Source organism: Ruminococcus difficilis (genome assembly GCF_016680995.1).
The window spans coordinates 31,870-46,250 of the sequence record NZ_JAEQMG010000163.1; the positions used below are offsets into that span (position 1 = coordinate 31,870).

The window sequence follows — 14,381 nt, forward strand, 5'->3', positions numbered from 1 at the left end:
GAGGTAACCCTATGAAATGTACCAACTGCGGACGCGAACTGTCCGACGACGCGCGTTTTTGTGAGATTTGCGGCAAGCCCGTCGGCACAGAGCCGACCTTGGTCGCGGACAAAACGACCGAGGTCGATCCCCGCTATGATCTGAGCGTTTTCTCCGATGACAGCGCACCCGCTTCGGCTGCGCGGCACACCCCCGAGTCTGTCATCGGGGATGACGCCAAGACGGTATTGCTCCCCGGCAACGGCACGCCCGACTCCGATATCCCGGCACGACCCGCGCAACGAGCGCAGGCAGACAGATTCCCTGTTGAGGATGACGCCGCCAAAACCGAGCTGCTCCCCGAGCAAAATGAGCCGACGGCAGAGCGAAACCGCTTTGAAGAGAATATCGCCATGCACCGCCGCTACCGCGAAGAAAGAAAGCGTGCCGATACGAACAGAACAACGAATGTACCCCTCCAACCCGGAGAGGAGCAAGGCTTCGTCGACGAATACCGCGGTTATGCGCCTGCGGATCAATTTGACAACCGTTCTCGTTATGACCGCCGCCCGCGGTATGACGACGAGTACACCCGCTACGGATATCACGACTCAAACCGTCGTGAGAACCCCCGCTCCGACAGGGGCTCCTATGAGCAGGACGCACGCAGAGAGCAGCGCCCCGACAGACGGAATGTCGACGGCAAACGTCGCAAGAACAACCAGAAAAAGGCGCTGATCATCTCGATCATCGCGCTGGTGTTGGTGATCGCGATCCTCGCGGGCGTGATCTTCTTCGTCAACCGCAACACCGTCAGCGCCTCTGAGCTCAGAGACGCGAAGAACAAGTATCTGCCGCCCGCGCAGGCAGTCACGATCGACACCTCGCAAAAGGATCCCTCAAACAGCGACATCCAATTCAAATACGACGACCGCGCGCGGATCCTATCGTGTACCTACAAGGCGAACGAAAAGCCCTATGAACAGCAGTACACCTACCGCGACCCCGACCGTATGCTCGATATCGAGACCACCTACAGAGATAAGCTGATCCACACCGAGAGCATCTCCTATGACAAGATCAAGACCGCGAACGACTTTGAGGACGTCGACGGCTACATCGTCCGCCTCGATGAAGAGAGCCTGACTGCCGGCGAGACACTGCCGCCGACCGTACCGCCGACCGTACCGCCGACCGCGGCGCCGACTGCCGCGCCTACCGAAGCGCGTACCATCGTCGACGCGCAGTCGGACGAGGCGATGGAGAAATTCCTGACCACTTTTGTCTGTTGTTACGCCTATAACGTCGGTGAATTTGAATATGACTATACCAACCGACAGGGTACGAACATCCTCGAAAAGGTTTGCGAACAGTTTCCAATCGTCGACTGGGATCTTTATTCCGTCAATGCGCGTGTCAAGGGATGGGGTACAGACAGCACTACCACCGGTGTTTCTTTATCCGACGCCCCTTGGGTGGATGAAAGTATGGTCAACGGCGCGACGGGCGTTGTCGCAAATCGCTGCGACACCGCCGACTGGATCTGCACCAATATCTTCAATGTCAACGCCGGCGATCTTCCGACGCTTTATGAGCAGTGCTATGCCAATCAAAAGCTCTGGAAAGCGGAGGCGTCCGTCGGAACAAGCTACTGCGCTGTCATTTACGGAAGAGGGCTCATCGGATACGGGGTTAATGTGCGCGATGTCAAGACCGACGGTCAATACTATTATGTCACCTACGACAGATGCGACCCCTATTCCAAAAACACGATCGAATCCCTCTATGCCGTCATGGAAAAGAAAACGATCGACGGCAGCACATACTGGTCGATGTATTCCAACACCGCCAACATCCCCGAAACGATCACTCCCTTCACCCCCGAGAGATGACCGACAACGGAATCATGACGATAGAGCAGGAGCTGTCATATGACGGCTCCTTGTTTTTTGCAACCACCAACTCTTCATTTAACAGTAACAGCATCATTGAAAGAAGCCGCCAATGGCGACGACGCGGTAATCTCCCTGCCACCGACGACGTTTGTAGAGGCAGAAAAAGTCTTCCCCTCGGGGCGCGTGCGCCTTTTTCCTCAACTACCAACTTCTGACCCCTGACCACTAACTCCTAACCACTGACCACTGATCACTAACCAAAATGTGGGATTGCATTTTTCCTTATTATGGTATATACTTATTATGTATGGACATTTTGCGGGAGAAAACCACCGACAATCCACCCGTATCCCCGCAAAACAAAAAGATTTAGGAGTGACCACCCATGTGCAAGGAATGTGACAAAAAGACATTTTACATCACGACCCCGATCTACTACCCCTCGGGCAACCCCCATATCGGGCATACCTATACCACCGTCGCGTGTGACAGTATCGCCAGATACAAGCGAATGCAGGGCTACGACGTGATGTTCCTGACCGGTACCGACGAGCACGGTCAGAAGATAGAGGAAAAGGCAAAGGAACAGGGCATTACCCCCAAGCAGTATGTCGACAACATCGTCGCGATCTTCAAGAAGCTGTGGGAGTACATGAACATCAACTACGACCGCTACATCCGCACCACCGACGATTACCATGTCGAGAGCGTACAGAAGATCTTCAAGGAGCTGTACGACCGCGGCTACATCTATAAGGGCGAGTACGCGGGCAAGTACTGCACCCCGTGCGAGAGCTTCTGGACGGAATCTCAGCTGGTCGACGGCAAGTGCCCCGACTGCGGCAGAGAAGTCATCGAGGCAAAGGAAGAAGCCTATTTCTTCAAGATGGCGCCGTTCGCGGAGCGCATCGAAAAGCTGCTGACCGAGACCGACTACCTGCGTCCGCGCACACGTGCGACAGAGCTTGTCAACAACTTCTTACAGCCCTCTGTCGACGAGAACGGCAACAAGACCTATGGACTCGAGGATCTGTGCGTATCGCGTACCTCGTTCACCTGGGGCATCCCCGTCACCTTCGACCCCAAGCACGTCGTCTATGTCTGGATCGACGCGCTCTCCAACTATATCACCGCCCTCGGCTATGAGAACGGCGCGTATGACGACTACAAGAAGTACTGGCCTGCCGACGTCCACATGGTCGCCAAGGATATCATGCGCTTCCACGCGATCATCTGGCCCGCCATGCTGATGGCGCTGGAACAGCCGCTGCCCAAGCACCTCGCCGTACACGGCTGGATCACCTTCAACGGTCAGAAGATGAGTAAATCCTTAGGCAACGTCGTCGATCCGTTTATCCTCGGTGAGCGCTACGGCGTAGACGCGATCCGCTACCATATCCTGCGCGAGATGGCGCTGGGCGCTGACAGCTCGTTCTCTAACGAGATCATGATCAACCGCATCAACACCGACCTCGCCAACGGTCTGGGCAATCTGGTCAGCCGTACCGTCGCGATGATCGACAAGTATTTCGGCGGCGCCCTGCCGACCGAGCGTGAGGACGGCGACTTTGACGACGATCTGAAGGCTGTCGCCACCGCGCTCAAGGCGAAGGTCGACGACTACATCGAGAACACCCAGCTCAACAACGCGCTGGAGGAGATCTTCAAGCTCGTATCCCGCGCGAACAAATATATCGACGAGACCACCCCGTGGATCCTCGGCAAGGACGAGAGCAAGCGCGCGCGCTTAGCCACCGTGCTCTATAACCTGCTTGAGAGCATCCGTATCGCCGCCACCCTGCTGTCCGCCTTCATGCCGACCACCATGCCCAAGGTATTTGAGCAGATCGGCGCGGCTGAGTACGCAACCTATGAGAACGCGGACAAGTTCGGCGTACTGCCGCTCGACGTCAAGGTCAACCGCGGCGAGGCAATCTTCCCGCGTATCGACGTGGACAAGGAGATTGAAGAGCTCAACGCCATTATCAAGAATAATGAGCCTAAGGAAGAGCCTGCTTTTGATATGCCCGCGCATAAGCCCGAGATCGCGTTCGACGAATTCGAAAAGGTCGAAATGCGCGTCGCGAAGGTGCTCGCCTGCGAGAAAGTGAAGAGGTCGAAGAAGCTCCTCAAATTCACCCTTGACGACGGTGAGGGTGAGCGAATCATCCTCTCCGGTATCGCGGAGTATTACGATCCCGAGGAGCTCGTGGGCAAGAACATCGCCTACGTCGCGAACCTCGCGTCCCGCAAGATGATGGGCATCGAGAGCTGCGGCATGATCCTCTCCGCCGAGAGCGGCGACGGACTCAAGGTCGTCACCATCGACGACAGCATCCTTCCCGGAGGACAACTGGTTTAATAAATAATTGTAGGGTACGGCGCTTGCGACGTACCGCTTGGCATCAGCGTTTCGTTCCTATCGTACGATCTCGATTACAAAAACGCCCGTCATTCTGCGGTACGTCGGGAACCGCCGTACCCTACATTCCTTTGAAAGGTAATGATCATGCTACACAACATCTTTGACGCGCACGCGCATTATGACGACAAATGGTTTGACGACGACAGGAGCGCGCTCCTATCCTCGCTTCCTCAAAACGGCGTAGCTTACGTCGTCAACGCAGCGGTTGATCTCGAGACCGCCGAAACAGCGATCTCATATGCCGAGACCTATCCGCATGTATACGCCTGCGCCGGTATCCACCCCGAAAACCTCGAGGGACTGCCCGCCGATTATCTCGAGCGTTTAACTGAGTTATTAAAGCACCCGCGGGTGCTCGCGCTCGGCGAGATCGGGCTGGACTATCACTGGGACATCCCGCGGGATGTTCAAAACCGTGTCTTTGAAGAACAGCTACTACTTGCGCGCGAGCTGGATGTGCCCGTCGTCATCCATGATCGTGAAGCCCACGGCGATGTGATGGCATTGGTGCGAAAGTATCAGCCGAAAGGGCTCATGCACTGCTACTCGGGCAGTGTCGAAATGCTCAAAGAGGTGTTGAGGCTCGGCATGAGTATCTCCCTCGGCGGCACCGTCACCTTCAAAAACGCCCGCGTCCCTGTCGAGGTCGCGGCGGCGGTACCGCTCGACCGACTCCTGCTCGAAACCGACGCGCCCTATCTCTCCCCCGTGCCCTATCGCGGCAAGCGCAACGACAGCACCAACATCGCCTACACCGCCGCGAGGATCGCCGAGATCCGCGGCTTGGACGCGCAGGAGCTGATCGACCTTACCACCGAGAACGCCAAACGCCTCTACGGGATCAAATAAACTTTTCCGGTGTAAGCGCAAAAACGGCTTAAAACCTGAACGCACCGCTCTGTCAACATCGTTTTGCAGGGTGGTGCTTGCTTTTTGAACAACGCCGTCGTATGATGAAGGCAATCAAAGCAACCAAAAGGATGAGCAACATGGAAAACAACAAACCTGACTTTATGAAAAACCGTCCCGTAGCCGCCTATGCCAATCAAATCAAGGACGTATACAGCACCCAAAAACATTCTACACGCACGACGCTGACAGTGGTGCTTGCCGCGATCGATCTGATCATACTGATCATCGGGCTCGCAACGAGGAACTGGTACTTGACCATCATCTTCGGACCCTTGCTGGTGGTGTTCATCCTGTCGATCATCATCGGCATTAGGGCTGACAGACAGAATACGCCTCCGGTACCTACAGATACCTCAGAGGCGATATTCAAGGAACATAGAATATAAAAAGAAAGGAAAAACAGTACCATGGCTGAATTCGGAGAAAACATCCGCAAAGCGCGAGAAGAAAAGGGTATCACCCAACAGACGCTCGCGGACAAATTATATGTGACACGACAGGCAGTGTCGCGATGGGAGAACGGCTCGCGCTATCCCGACCTGTTGACCGCCAAGGCGCTTGCCAAATCGCTTGATACCTCGCTCGACGACCTGCTCACGGACGACGATATGCGCACCTATCCCGAGGTCAATCCCGTGATCGAGTACCCCGTACACAAGCGCGTCCTGACCGCCTTGTTCGCGGTGGCGTGTTCCGTCAATCTGATCCTGACGCTCTGGAATACATTCTATTATCTGACCGACGCCCGGGCGTTTCGAACGGTATATGAATCGACGATTCTGATCAGCAGAATGGTCTTTTTGACATTGGTCACCGTCATCCTGTTCTACGGGTTCATCAAATCCGTCAAGGACGAATTCACCCCACAAGCGGCAAAGCGGATCATGCTGTCCATTGTTGTACTGAATCTGTTGGGCGTTCTGTTCCGCTATTATCTGAGCTGGCGCAATTATACAGCGCTGCGCGGATCAGCCGTTATCGCAGCTGTCGCGGTCAATGTTGCGTTTATCATCATTGTATTGCGGTTCTTCCGCGCCAAAAACCCCTGCAGTCCAATCCCGGTATACGTCTTTACAGGACTGGAAATGCTGTTTACGCTGATCGACTATGTACTCGGTCTGATCGCGGTCATCGGTACGGCACAGCTGCGCAGCTATTTGACCAATGTGACACTGAGCACGCTCGCCCTGCTGTCGGTCGAGATCCTGTTCATCTACATGACGGCAGTGCTCCATCGTAAACGCAAGCTGACAAAAACGCAATCATAAAACAAAGGCACAGCGCCGAAACCGCTGTGCCTTATATTATATTCGGTTGAGATTACCACACCCCGTAAACGGGGTTCGCAATGACGATTTGTATACTCCGAATCAAATGGAGAGTTCCAACTCCACAGGGCAATGATCCGAGCCCATGATATCGGTATGGATACGCGCGTCCTCCACCTTGTCTATCAAACGGTCGGACACAATGAAATAGTCGATGCGCCATCCGGCGTTGTTCTTGCGGGCGTTGAAGCGGTAGCTCCACCATGAATACACGCCCTCCGTATCGGGATTGAGGCTGCGCCATGTATCGGTAAAGCCCGACGACAACACGACGGTCATCTTGGCGCGTTCTTCATCCGTGAAGCCGGCGTTCTTACGGTTGGTCTTGGGATTTTTGAGGTCGATCTCCTGATGCGCGACGTTGAGGTCGCCGCAGAAGATGACGGGCTTTTTCTCGTCGAGCGATTTGATGTAAGCGAGGAAGTCATCCTCCCAGCGCATACGGTAATCGAGGCGTTTGAGCTCATTCTGACTGTTCGGCGTGTAGACCGTCACGAGGTAAAACTCCTCATACTCGAGGGTGATGACTCTGCCCTCTTTGTCATGCTCCTCGACGCCGATGCCGTAGCTGACCGAAAGTGGCGTGTGCTTCGTGAAGATCGCCGTACCGGAATAGCCCTTTTTCTCGGCATAGTTCCAGTAGCTTTCATAGCCCTCAAAACTCAGGTCGATCTGCCCCTCCTGCAGCTTCGTTTCCTGCAAGCAGAAGAAGTCAGCGTCGAGCTCGGTAAAAATATCTTTGAATCCTTTGTTGACAACAGCCCGCAGGCCGTTGACATTCCAAGAGATGAATTTCATGGTGATCCTCCGGACTGTAAATAATGAGGAATTAGGAGTTAGGAATTAGGAATTGTGGGCGGACGCTGTCCGCACCTGATTGATAGGTATGTCAACCCTCAGTCAATTCGTGACAGCTCTCTTAAGAAAGGAGTTGTCACGTTTTTGCGACATCCTATAGGAATCAAAAGCCGAAGGCTTTCCCTTCGTTCCTAATTCCTCATTACTAATTCCAAATTACGAAAGCGCTTCCACGATGCGCTCGAACCGCATACTGTGGCTCGCCTTAACTAAGATGGTGTCGCCGGGCTGCAAATACCGCTTGAGCCGGTCGATACACCGCTCCACGGTGGGGTAGTAATACGCGCCCTTGCCGTAGCCCTCGGCGGTCGCTTCACTCAGCGGGCCCACCGCGACCAGCATATCGATACCGACCTCTTTGGCGTAGGCGCCGACCTCGCGGTGCAGAGCGATCTCATCCGTGCCCAGCTCCTTCATATCGCCGAGGATCGCGACCCTGCGGCCGCCGAGCTTACTCAGCGTATCCAGACCCGCCTTGGTGGAGGTGGGGTTGGCGTTGTAGCAGTCGTCGATGATGGTCAGGGTGTCGGTCTTGATGATATGATTGCGCGAGCCGACGTTCTCAAAGCTCTCAAGCCCGCGTTTGATCTCTTCGGGAGTGAGCCCGAGCTGTGTGCCCACCGCCATCGCGCACAGGGCGTTGAGGACATTATGCCGTCCCATCGTGGGGATGGTCACGTCGATACGGGCGTTATCATCGGGATCATCCGTGCGTGAACGGTGGATCAGCGTACACCCGATACCGTCCAGCCCTCTTTCCGTGATATTCTCGGCGCGGTATTCATCGTTGCCGGTGCCGTAGAAGGTCGGGCGGATGCCGTGATAATCCGTGACGGTACGCAGCTTGTCGTCATCATGACACAGGATGATGGTACCGTCGGCGCTCAGATATTGAAACATCTCGGTCTTGGCGCGTAGAACGCCGTCACGATCGCCGAGATTCTCCAGATGACAGTAGCCGATGTTGGTGATGACGCAGATATCGGGTCTCACCATTTTGGACAGGCGGGTCATCTCACCGAAGCCGGAGATACCCATCTCGATCACGGCGACCTCATGCTCCTCCTCGAGCCCGAAGAGGGTGATCGGAACGCCCAGCTCGTTGTTGAAGTTGCCGCCGGTCTTATGGACGTTGTATTTTTGCGCTAAAACAGCGCTGATGAATTCTTTGGTAGAAGTCTTGCCGACCGAGCCGGTGATGCCGATGAACGGGATCGTGAACAGCGAGCGGTAATACTCGGCGATGCCCTTGAGCGCGACAAGCGTTGACTCGACCTTGATATAGGCGATGTCCGTGTCGGGCTTTTCCTCACACAGCACGCATACCGCGCCCTGTTCGGCGACCGCGGGAATAAAGCGGTGACCGTCGACGCGGGCGCCCTTGATCGCGGCAAAGAGCGACCCCTTGCCCGCCTTGCGGCTGTCGGTGACGATGGATGTGATGACGGCGTCGGGATTACCGTGCAGCGTACCGCAGCACGCCATAGCGACTTCTTGTAATGTGATCGGTTTCATAAATTCCTCCGTGTAAAGCCTCCCTTTGGTAAAGGGAGGTGGGTTCGCGTTACGCGAACTCGGAGGGATTGCATCATTGACTGAGCGTCAGCGAGAAACATATTATTCATACGGTTGGTCGCTTCGCTCCATTTATGCAATCCCTCACCCGCTCATCCGCGGGAGCTCCCTTTACCAAAGGGAGCCTCATACTACTTCAAGAGCGAAAGCTCAATGATCTTCTCGCACAGGTCGGCGTATTCGATGCCCGCGGCGGCTGCCTCCTGCGGGAGCAGGGACAGCGGCGTCATGCCGGGCAGGGTGTTTGCCTCCAAGCAATAAAGGCGGTTGTGGTCGCCGAGCAGGAAATCGACTCTGCCGTAGACCTTGAGGCGCAGGGTCTCAAAGGCGTGCTCCGCCTCCGCCTGCATCTTCTTCGCGATATTCTCATCCAGGTCGGCGGGACAGACCTCTTCGGTCGCGCCTTCCTGATACTTGTTCTCATAATCATACCAGCCGTCCCTGGGGATGATCTCGATGACGGGCAGCGCCTTGCCGCCCAAAATGCCGACCGAGAACTCACGGCCTTTGATGTATTCCTCCACCAGAACATCGTCATCATAACGGAACGCCGCGCCTACCGCAGCGACGAACTGCTCGGGATCGCCGACGATCTGCACGCCCACAGAGGATCCCGCGGAGCAGGGCTTGACGACGCAGGGGAACTTGCACCAGCTGTCAAGGTAGCCCTCGCCCATGAACTCGCGCTTATACAGGCGGCTCATCGGGGTCGGGACGTTACTGTTGAGGAACACGCCCTTGGTCACGCCCTTGTGCATCGCGATCGCGGAGCCGAGGTGATCGGAGCCGGTGTATTTGATGCCGTGAAGCTCTAACGCCGCCTGCACGGTACCGTCCTCACCCTCGCCGCCGTGCAGCCCCAAGAAGGTGATGTCAGCCGCCTGACACAGCTCCAGCACATGGTCGCCGAAGTAGCCCGCGGACTGGTTTTTGCGGCTTTTTTTGACTGCCTCGATATCGGGCGCTTCGGTCTCGATGACCGCGTCACCCGCAAAATCATAGTTCTGCGCAAAGAGCCTGTCGGTGTCAAAATCGTCGCCCTCATAGCCCATATATACGTCGATCAAAACGACTTGATGCCCCTTGGACCGCAGCGCGGCTGCGACCTTGGAGCCGGATAAGATCGATACATCGCGTTCGGAGGAGAGTCCCCCGGCTAATACAACTATTTTCATAATAATACCTCCTTATAGCCTTCCCCTTGAGGGGAAGGTGTCGCCGCCGACCGGACACGCTTGTCAGGCGGTGACGGATGAGGTGGAAACATTTCCACTACATCCGATTTATCGATAGGTCGGTTAGGCTTCCACCTCATCCGACCTTTACGACTCCATTGAGTCGTAAAGCCCACCTTCCCCTCAAGGGGAAGGCTTATTTAAAACATAAATCCGTCAAATCCCCAGTTCTCGGTTTCCTCAAACTTGACATAGACATGGCTGCCGTCGACGCCCATGATGTCCTTGGCGATCTCACAGAGCCTCGAAGTAAGCGCCTCATAGCTCTCGCGGGGCGCGGAGTGGAGCAGGCTGACGTCAAAGAACGCGATCGGCTCGTCGTTCTTTCCGCCGAAATACAGGCGGCGGTTGTCCGAGATCTCGACCATCAGGTAGCGTTCGGATTTACCCAGCAGGGTGATCGCCTCGCCCAAGGCGCTCTTGAGCGCGATCTCCTTGTCGGGGGATACGGATGCGGAAAACTTCGCGTTGATATAAGGCATGGTGTCCTCCTTTTTTATTTGGAATTAGGAATTGAGGTGCTGTCCAAATCTTTGATTTGGCTAACAGCACCCATGCAAGGCTCTCCCAAGAATCGGAACGGACGATTAAGTCCGTGAACGATGATTGGCTGAGAGCTACTGCGAGAAATTAGGAATTAAGGAAAACGCTTACGTTGCCAATCTCAAAGGCTCCCTTTGGGAAAGGGAGCTGTCAGCTGACACGCGTGTCGGCTGACTGAGGAATTGTATCAAGCGAACGAGCGTAAGCGAGATACCTTATCCCTGCAACTCTTTGATCCTCATTCTGATGTGATAATCAATATCGTCACACACTTCTTTAAAACGTGTATGGATATCCCGGTTTGTGTATCGTAATACTTCTATGTCCAAGCTGTTCAAAAAATCGGTTCGTATTTTATCATATAATTCAGCATCTTCTTCATAATGCTGAGAACCGTCCAACTCAATTACCAGTTTTGCTTGAGGGCAATAAAAATCTACGATATAGTTTCCGATTATCTTTTGCCTGAGAAAAATAATATGATACTGTTGATGGTACAGTTTCAGAAAATCATACCAAAGATGATTTTCCTCCTTGGTCATATTGTTTCTCAGCGTTCTCGCCAAAGGCAGATTATCTTTATTATGTATTCTATCCATGAAAACGACCTGATTCGGTTGGTCGCGAGAAATCTCGCTCCATTCATACAATTCCTCAGTCGGCGTTGCCGACAGCTCCCTTTCCCAAAGGGAGCCTTTTCTTCCTCGTGCCAACGGAGCGAATCAACTTCCTTAGCTTCTCTATTATAATCCATACCGCCGCCGGAATCAACCAAAACAAGCGATTATTTTGCTATTATTTTCTTTTTACGTATTGCGAAGCGAGCAAATCGATGGTATAATATACAATAACTAATTGTGTTTTATACAAAACATACAAGGAGGAATTATTATGCCATTAGTTAACGCGAAAGAAATGCTCACCAAAGCAAAGGCCGGTCACTATGCTGTCGGTCAGTTCAACATCAACAACCTTGAGTGGACCAAGGCGATCCTGCTGACCGCTGAGGAGCTCAAATCCCCCGTCATCCTCGGCGTATCCGAGGGCGCCGGCAAGTATATGTGCGGCTACAAGACCGTCGTCGGTATGGTCACCGCGATGATCGAAGAGCTCGGCATCACCGTTCCCGTAGCGCTCCACCTCGATCACGGCTCCTATGAGGGCGCTAAGAAGTGCATCGAAGCGGGCTTCTCATCCATCATGTTCGACGGCTCTCACTATCCGATCGACGAGAACATCGCCAAGACCAAAGAGCTGGTCGGTATCTGCAACGATCTGGATCTGTCCATCGAGGCAGAGGTCGGCTCCATCGGCGGCGAGGAAGACGGCGTTGTCGGCATGGGCGAGTGCGCTGATCCCGAAGAGTGCAAGATGGTCGCTGATCTGGGCGTTACCATGCTGGCTGCCGGTATCGGCAACATCCACGGCGTCTATCCCGAGAACTGGGCAGGTCTGAGCTTTGAGACCCTCGACGCGATCCAGCAGAAAACCGGCGATATGCCGCTCGTACTCCACGGCGGTACCGGTATCCCGGACGACATGATTGCAAAGGCGATCTCTCTGGGCGTTTCCAAGATCAACGTCAACACCGAGTGCCAGCTCGTATTCGCTGAGGCGACCCGTCAGTACATCGAGGCAGGTAAGGACAAGCAGGGCAAGGGCTTCGACCCCAGAAAGCTGCTCGCTCCCGGTACCGAGGCGATCAAGGCAAAGGTCAAGGAGAAGATGGAGCTGTTCGGTTCCGTCGGCAAGGCGTGATCTAACCGGTCATTGCGAAGCTCTTTGAACACACGTTCAAGAAGCTGTGGCAATCTCAACCGAATCACCATATGAACATCAAGCCGCTGTCATGCTATTGACGGCGGCTTTTGTTATATCCGACGCCGAAAACCCACCGTCACAAAGGAATTGATTTGCTCCGCGTTTGGACGAGATATATCGGAGAGGTAGCGGGAGGAGCAAGCCCCTCCCCTACAATAAACGTTACTGATAATCGTAGGGGTCGGCGCCCTCGACGACCCGCATGACAGAAACGTTTCTCCCCTATCTCACGCTTTCGATATACGATACGCCCGTCATTCTGCGGATGGTCGATGACCATCCCTACGGAAACAGAGATTTGCTCCGCGTTTAAAAGGGATATATCGGAAAGGTTGCGGGAGGAGCAAGCCCCTCCCCTACAATAAACGTTACAGTGTCATCTACCAATGGGTGTGGGCGGAGCCCACCATTAACTCCTCACTCCTCACTCCTCATTATCCCCTTTTCTTCCTTTTTTCTATAGACATCGCGGCTCTACTGTGCTAAAATACTGGTAGTCCAAATAGAATCGAAGTGTGCAATATGAAAAAATGGATCGCTTTACTTCTTGCGATGTTGACGGTAACAGCGCTCGGCGCGTGCCAAACCAATAAAAAGGATGATAAGGCAACAGAAGCTCCCGAGGCGACCGCCGCCGTGACCGAGGCGCCGACTCAGGCTCCCGCTACCCAAGCCGCGGCGGTATCGGCACAAGCCGCCGCGCCGGTGGACGCGTCATGGTTCGATGACGCGGTGTTCGTCGGCGACAGCGTCACGCTGGCTTTGGATTATGCCTGCAGCGGCGACAAGTCCCTGCTCGGCAATGCGCAGTTCGTCTGCGCGCAGAGTCTGGGCTACCACAACGCGCTGTGGGATCTGGATACCGAGGGCGCGGTACACCCCACCTATCAGGGCGAGACGATCCTTTCCGAGACCGCCGCCGAAAAGACCGGCGCGACAAAGGTATTTGTCATGCTGGGCGTCAATGATATCGGCACCTACGGCGCGGATGACACGATGGAGCAGGCAAAACAGCTCGCCGAACGCATCCTCTCTCACACCCCGAACATCAAGCTGTATTTTCAATCCACCACCCCCATGCTCGCCGATAAGGAAAGCGGCTGGCTGAACAACGACAAGATCACGGATTTTAACGATCAGTTGAAGGCATACTGCGAGGCGCAGGGTTATTCCTTCATCGACGTATACCATCAGGTATGCGACGACTCCGGCGCGCTGAACCCCACCTATTGCAGCGATCCCGACAATCAGGGCATCCATTTCAACACGGACGGCTGTACCGTATGGGCGAATTACCTCAAGAGCACGGTCGCGCAGCTCGAAGCCGCCACCGAAGCGCCCACACAGGCGCCCACACAGGCGGATACACAGGCGGGTTCATCATCGACCGGCGGATTATCCGCACAGTCGGACAGCGTATCCTCCTCGGATGACGGCATGGTGGAGATCAACTATTACGTCCCCGACGAGCAATAAGCTACCCCGATACAAGCACAAAAAAGGATTCCCCATTTTATTCGGTTGAGATTGCCACGGGGATAAACACGCGTGTTTCCCCCTCGCAATGACTATTTGAATCATGATGGCATACGAAACTGTCGCTCAGGCGGCAGTTTTTTGTTTGGTGAAAGGTTACAGAGAGCACAACGTCACAAAGATCCCGTAGGGCGGGGGCTTGCTCCCGCCGAAACGTCTGTACAGATCTCACCCGCCGCAAAGCAAATGTCTGCTTCCGTAGGGATGACCATTGGTCATCCGCAGAATGCCGAGCGTTGCTGTTATCGAACGCCATAGATAGAACATACACGTT

General features: G+C 54.6%; 12 protein-coding genes. 7 read left to right on the forward strand and 5 right to left on the reverse strand.

Going from position 1 to position 14,381, the window contains the following annotated elements; translation table 11 throughout:
* Nucleotides 1-11 precede the first annotated feature (11 nt).
* From JKK62_RS14600 to JKK62_RS14620, 5 genes are all read left to right on the forward strand, one after another.
* Entirely contained in the window at nt 12-1,871 is a 1,860-nt protein-coding gene (locus JKK62_RS14600) for a zinc-ribbon domain-containing protein (protein WP_201428544.1), read from the forward strand.
* A 388-nt stretch (nt 1,872-2,259) separates the two neighbouring features.
* Nucleotides 2,260-4,236 carry a methionine--tRNA ligase gene (gene metG, locus JKK62_RS14605; protein WP_201428545.1) on the forward strand — a complete coding sequence of 659 codons (1,977 nt, stop codon included), beginning with the start codon at nt 2,260-2,262 and terminating at the stop codon, nt 4,234-4,236.
* A gap of 141 nt (nt 4,237-4,377) precedes the next feature.
* Nucleotides 4,378-5,148: a TatD family hydrolase gene (locus JKK62_RS14610; protein ID WP_243411870.1), complete on the forward strand. Its 771-nt coding sequence runs from the start codon at nt 4,378-4,380 to the stop codon at nt 5,146-5,148.
* Nucleotides 5,149-5,288: 140 nt separating this feature from the next.
* The gene (locus JKK62_RS14615) at nt 5,289-5,597 is read left to right on the forward strand and encodes a hypothetical protein (protein WP_201428546.1); all 309 of its coding nucleotides are present in this window, start codon (nt 5,289-5,291) and stop codon (nt 5,595-5,597) included.
* A 21-nt stretch (nt 5,598-5,618) separates the two neighbouring features.
* Entirely contained in the window at nt 5,619-6,479 is an 861-nt protein-coding gene (locus JKK62_RS14620; RefSeq protein ID WP_201428547.1) for a helix-turn-helix transcriptional regulator, read from the forward strand.
* A gap of 102 nt (nt 6,480-6,581) precedes the next feature.
* On the opposite strand, the gene JKK62_RS14625 is transcribed toward JKK62_RS14620, so the two are convergent.
* The 5 genes from JKK62_RS14625 to JKK62_RS14645 all read right to left on the reverse strand — a co-directional run bounded on the left by JKK62_RS14625 (nt 6,582) and on the right by JKK62_RS14645 (nt 11,463).
* The gene (locus JKK62_RS14625) at nt 6,582-7,337 is read right to left on the reverse strand and encodes an exodeoxyribonuclease III (protein WP_201428548.1); all 756 of its coding nucleotides are present in this window, start codon (nt 7,335-7,337) and stop codon (nt 6,582-6,584) included.
* Between the two features lie 216 nt (nt 7,338-7,553).
* The gene (locus JKK62_RS14630; RefSeq protein ID WP_201428549.1) at nt 7,554-8,912 is read right to left on the reverse strand and encodes a UDP-N-acetylmuramoyl-tripeptide--D-alanyl-D-alanine ligase; all 1,359 of its coding nucleotides are present in this window, start codon (nt 8,910-8,912) and stop codon (nt 7,554-7,556) included.
* 191 nt (nt 8,913-9,103) lie between these two features.
* Nucleotides 9,104-10,147, reverse strand: coding sequence for a D-alanine--D-alanine ligase family protein (locus tag JKK62_RS14635; protein ID WP_201428550.1), 1,044 nt, complete (start codon nt 10,145-10,147; stop codon nt 9,104-9,106).
* Nucleotides 10,148-10,347: 200 nt separating this feature from the next.
* Complete coding sequence (locus JKK62_RS14640; RefSeq protein ID WP_201428551.1) at nt 10,348-10,689, reverse strand: phenylpyruvate tautomerase MIF-related protein; 342 nt, start codon at nt 10,687-10,689, stop codon at nt 10,348-10,350.
* Between the two features lie 276 nt (nt 10,690-10,965).
* The gene (locus tag JKK62_RS14645) at nt 10,966-11,463 is read right to left on the reverse strand and encodes an endonuclease domain-containing protein (protein ID WP_243411871.1); all 498 of its coding nucleotides are present in this window, start codon (nt 11,461-11,463) and stop codon (nt 10,966-10,968) included.
* A gap of 178 nt (nt 11,464-11,641) precedes the next feature.
* Between JKK62_RS14645 and fba the strand changes: the two genes are divergently transcribed.
* Entirely contained in the window at nt 11,642-12,508 is an 867-nt protein-coding gene (gene fba / locus JKK62_RS14650) for a class II fructose-1,6-bisphosphate aldolase (RefSeq protein WP_201428552.1), read from the forward strand.
* Nucleotides 12,509-13,093: 585 nt separating this feature from the next.
* On the forward strand, nt 13,094-14,047 hold the full coding sequence (locus JKK62_RS14655; protein WP_201428553.1) for a GDSL-type esterase/lipase family protein: 954 nt from the start codon (nt 13,094-13,096) through the stop codon (nt 14,045-14,047).
* The last annotated feature ends 334 nt before the right edge of the window (nt 14,048-14,381 follow it).

Excerpts from the sequence above, each read along its gene's own strand:
- JKK62_RS14635 (WP_201428550.1), bottom strand. The coding sequence starts at position 10,147 with ATGAAAATAGTTGTATTAGCCGGGGGACTCTCCTCCGAACGCGATGTA.
- JKK62_RS14630 (WP_201428549.1), bottom strand. The coding sequence starts at position 8,912 with ATGAAACCGATCACATTACAAGAAGTCGCTATGGCGTGCTGCGGTACG.
- JKK62_RS14620 (WP_201428547.1), top strand. The coding sequence starts at position 5,619 with ATGGCTGAATTCGGAGAAAACATCCGCAAAGCGCGAGAAGAAAAGGGT.
- JKK62_RS14600 (WP_201428544.1), top strand. The coding sequence starts at position 12 with ATGAAATGTACCAACTGCGGACGCGAACTGTCCGACGACGCGCGTTTT.
- JKK62_RS14610 (WP_243411870.1), top strand. The coding sequence starts at position 4,378 with ATGATCATGCTACACAACATCTTTGACGCGCACGCGCATTATGACGAC.
- fba (WP_201428552.1), top strand. The coding sequence starts at position 11,642 with ATGCCATTAGTTAACGCGAAAGAAATGCTCACCAAAGCAAAGGCCGGT.
- JKK62_RS14640 (WP_201428551.1), bottom strand. The coding sequence starts at position 10,689 with ATGCCTTATATCAACGCGAAGTTTTCCGCATCCGTATCCCCCGACAAG.
- JKK62_RS14655 (WP_201428553.1), top strand. The coding sequence starts at position 13,094 with ATGAAAAAATGGATCGCTTTACTTCTTGCGATGTTGACGGTAACAGCG.
- JKK62_RS14625 (WP_201428548.1), bottom strand. The coding sequence starts at position 7,337 with ATGAAATTCATCTCTTGGAATGTCAACGGCCTGCGGGCTGTTGTCAAC.
- metG (WP_201428545.1), top strand. The coding sequence starts at position 2,260 with ATGTGCAAGGAATGTGACAAAAAGACATTTTACATCACGACCCCGATC.
- JKK62_RS14615 (WP_201428546.1), top strand. The coding sequence starts at position 5,289 with ATGGAAAACAACAAACCTGACTTTATGAAAAACCGTCCCGTAGCCGCC.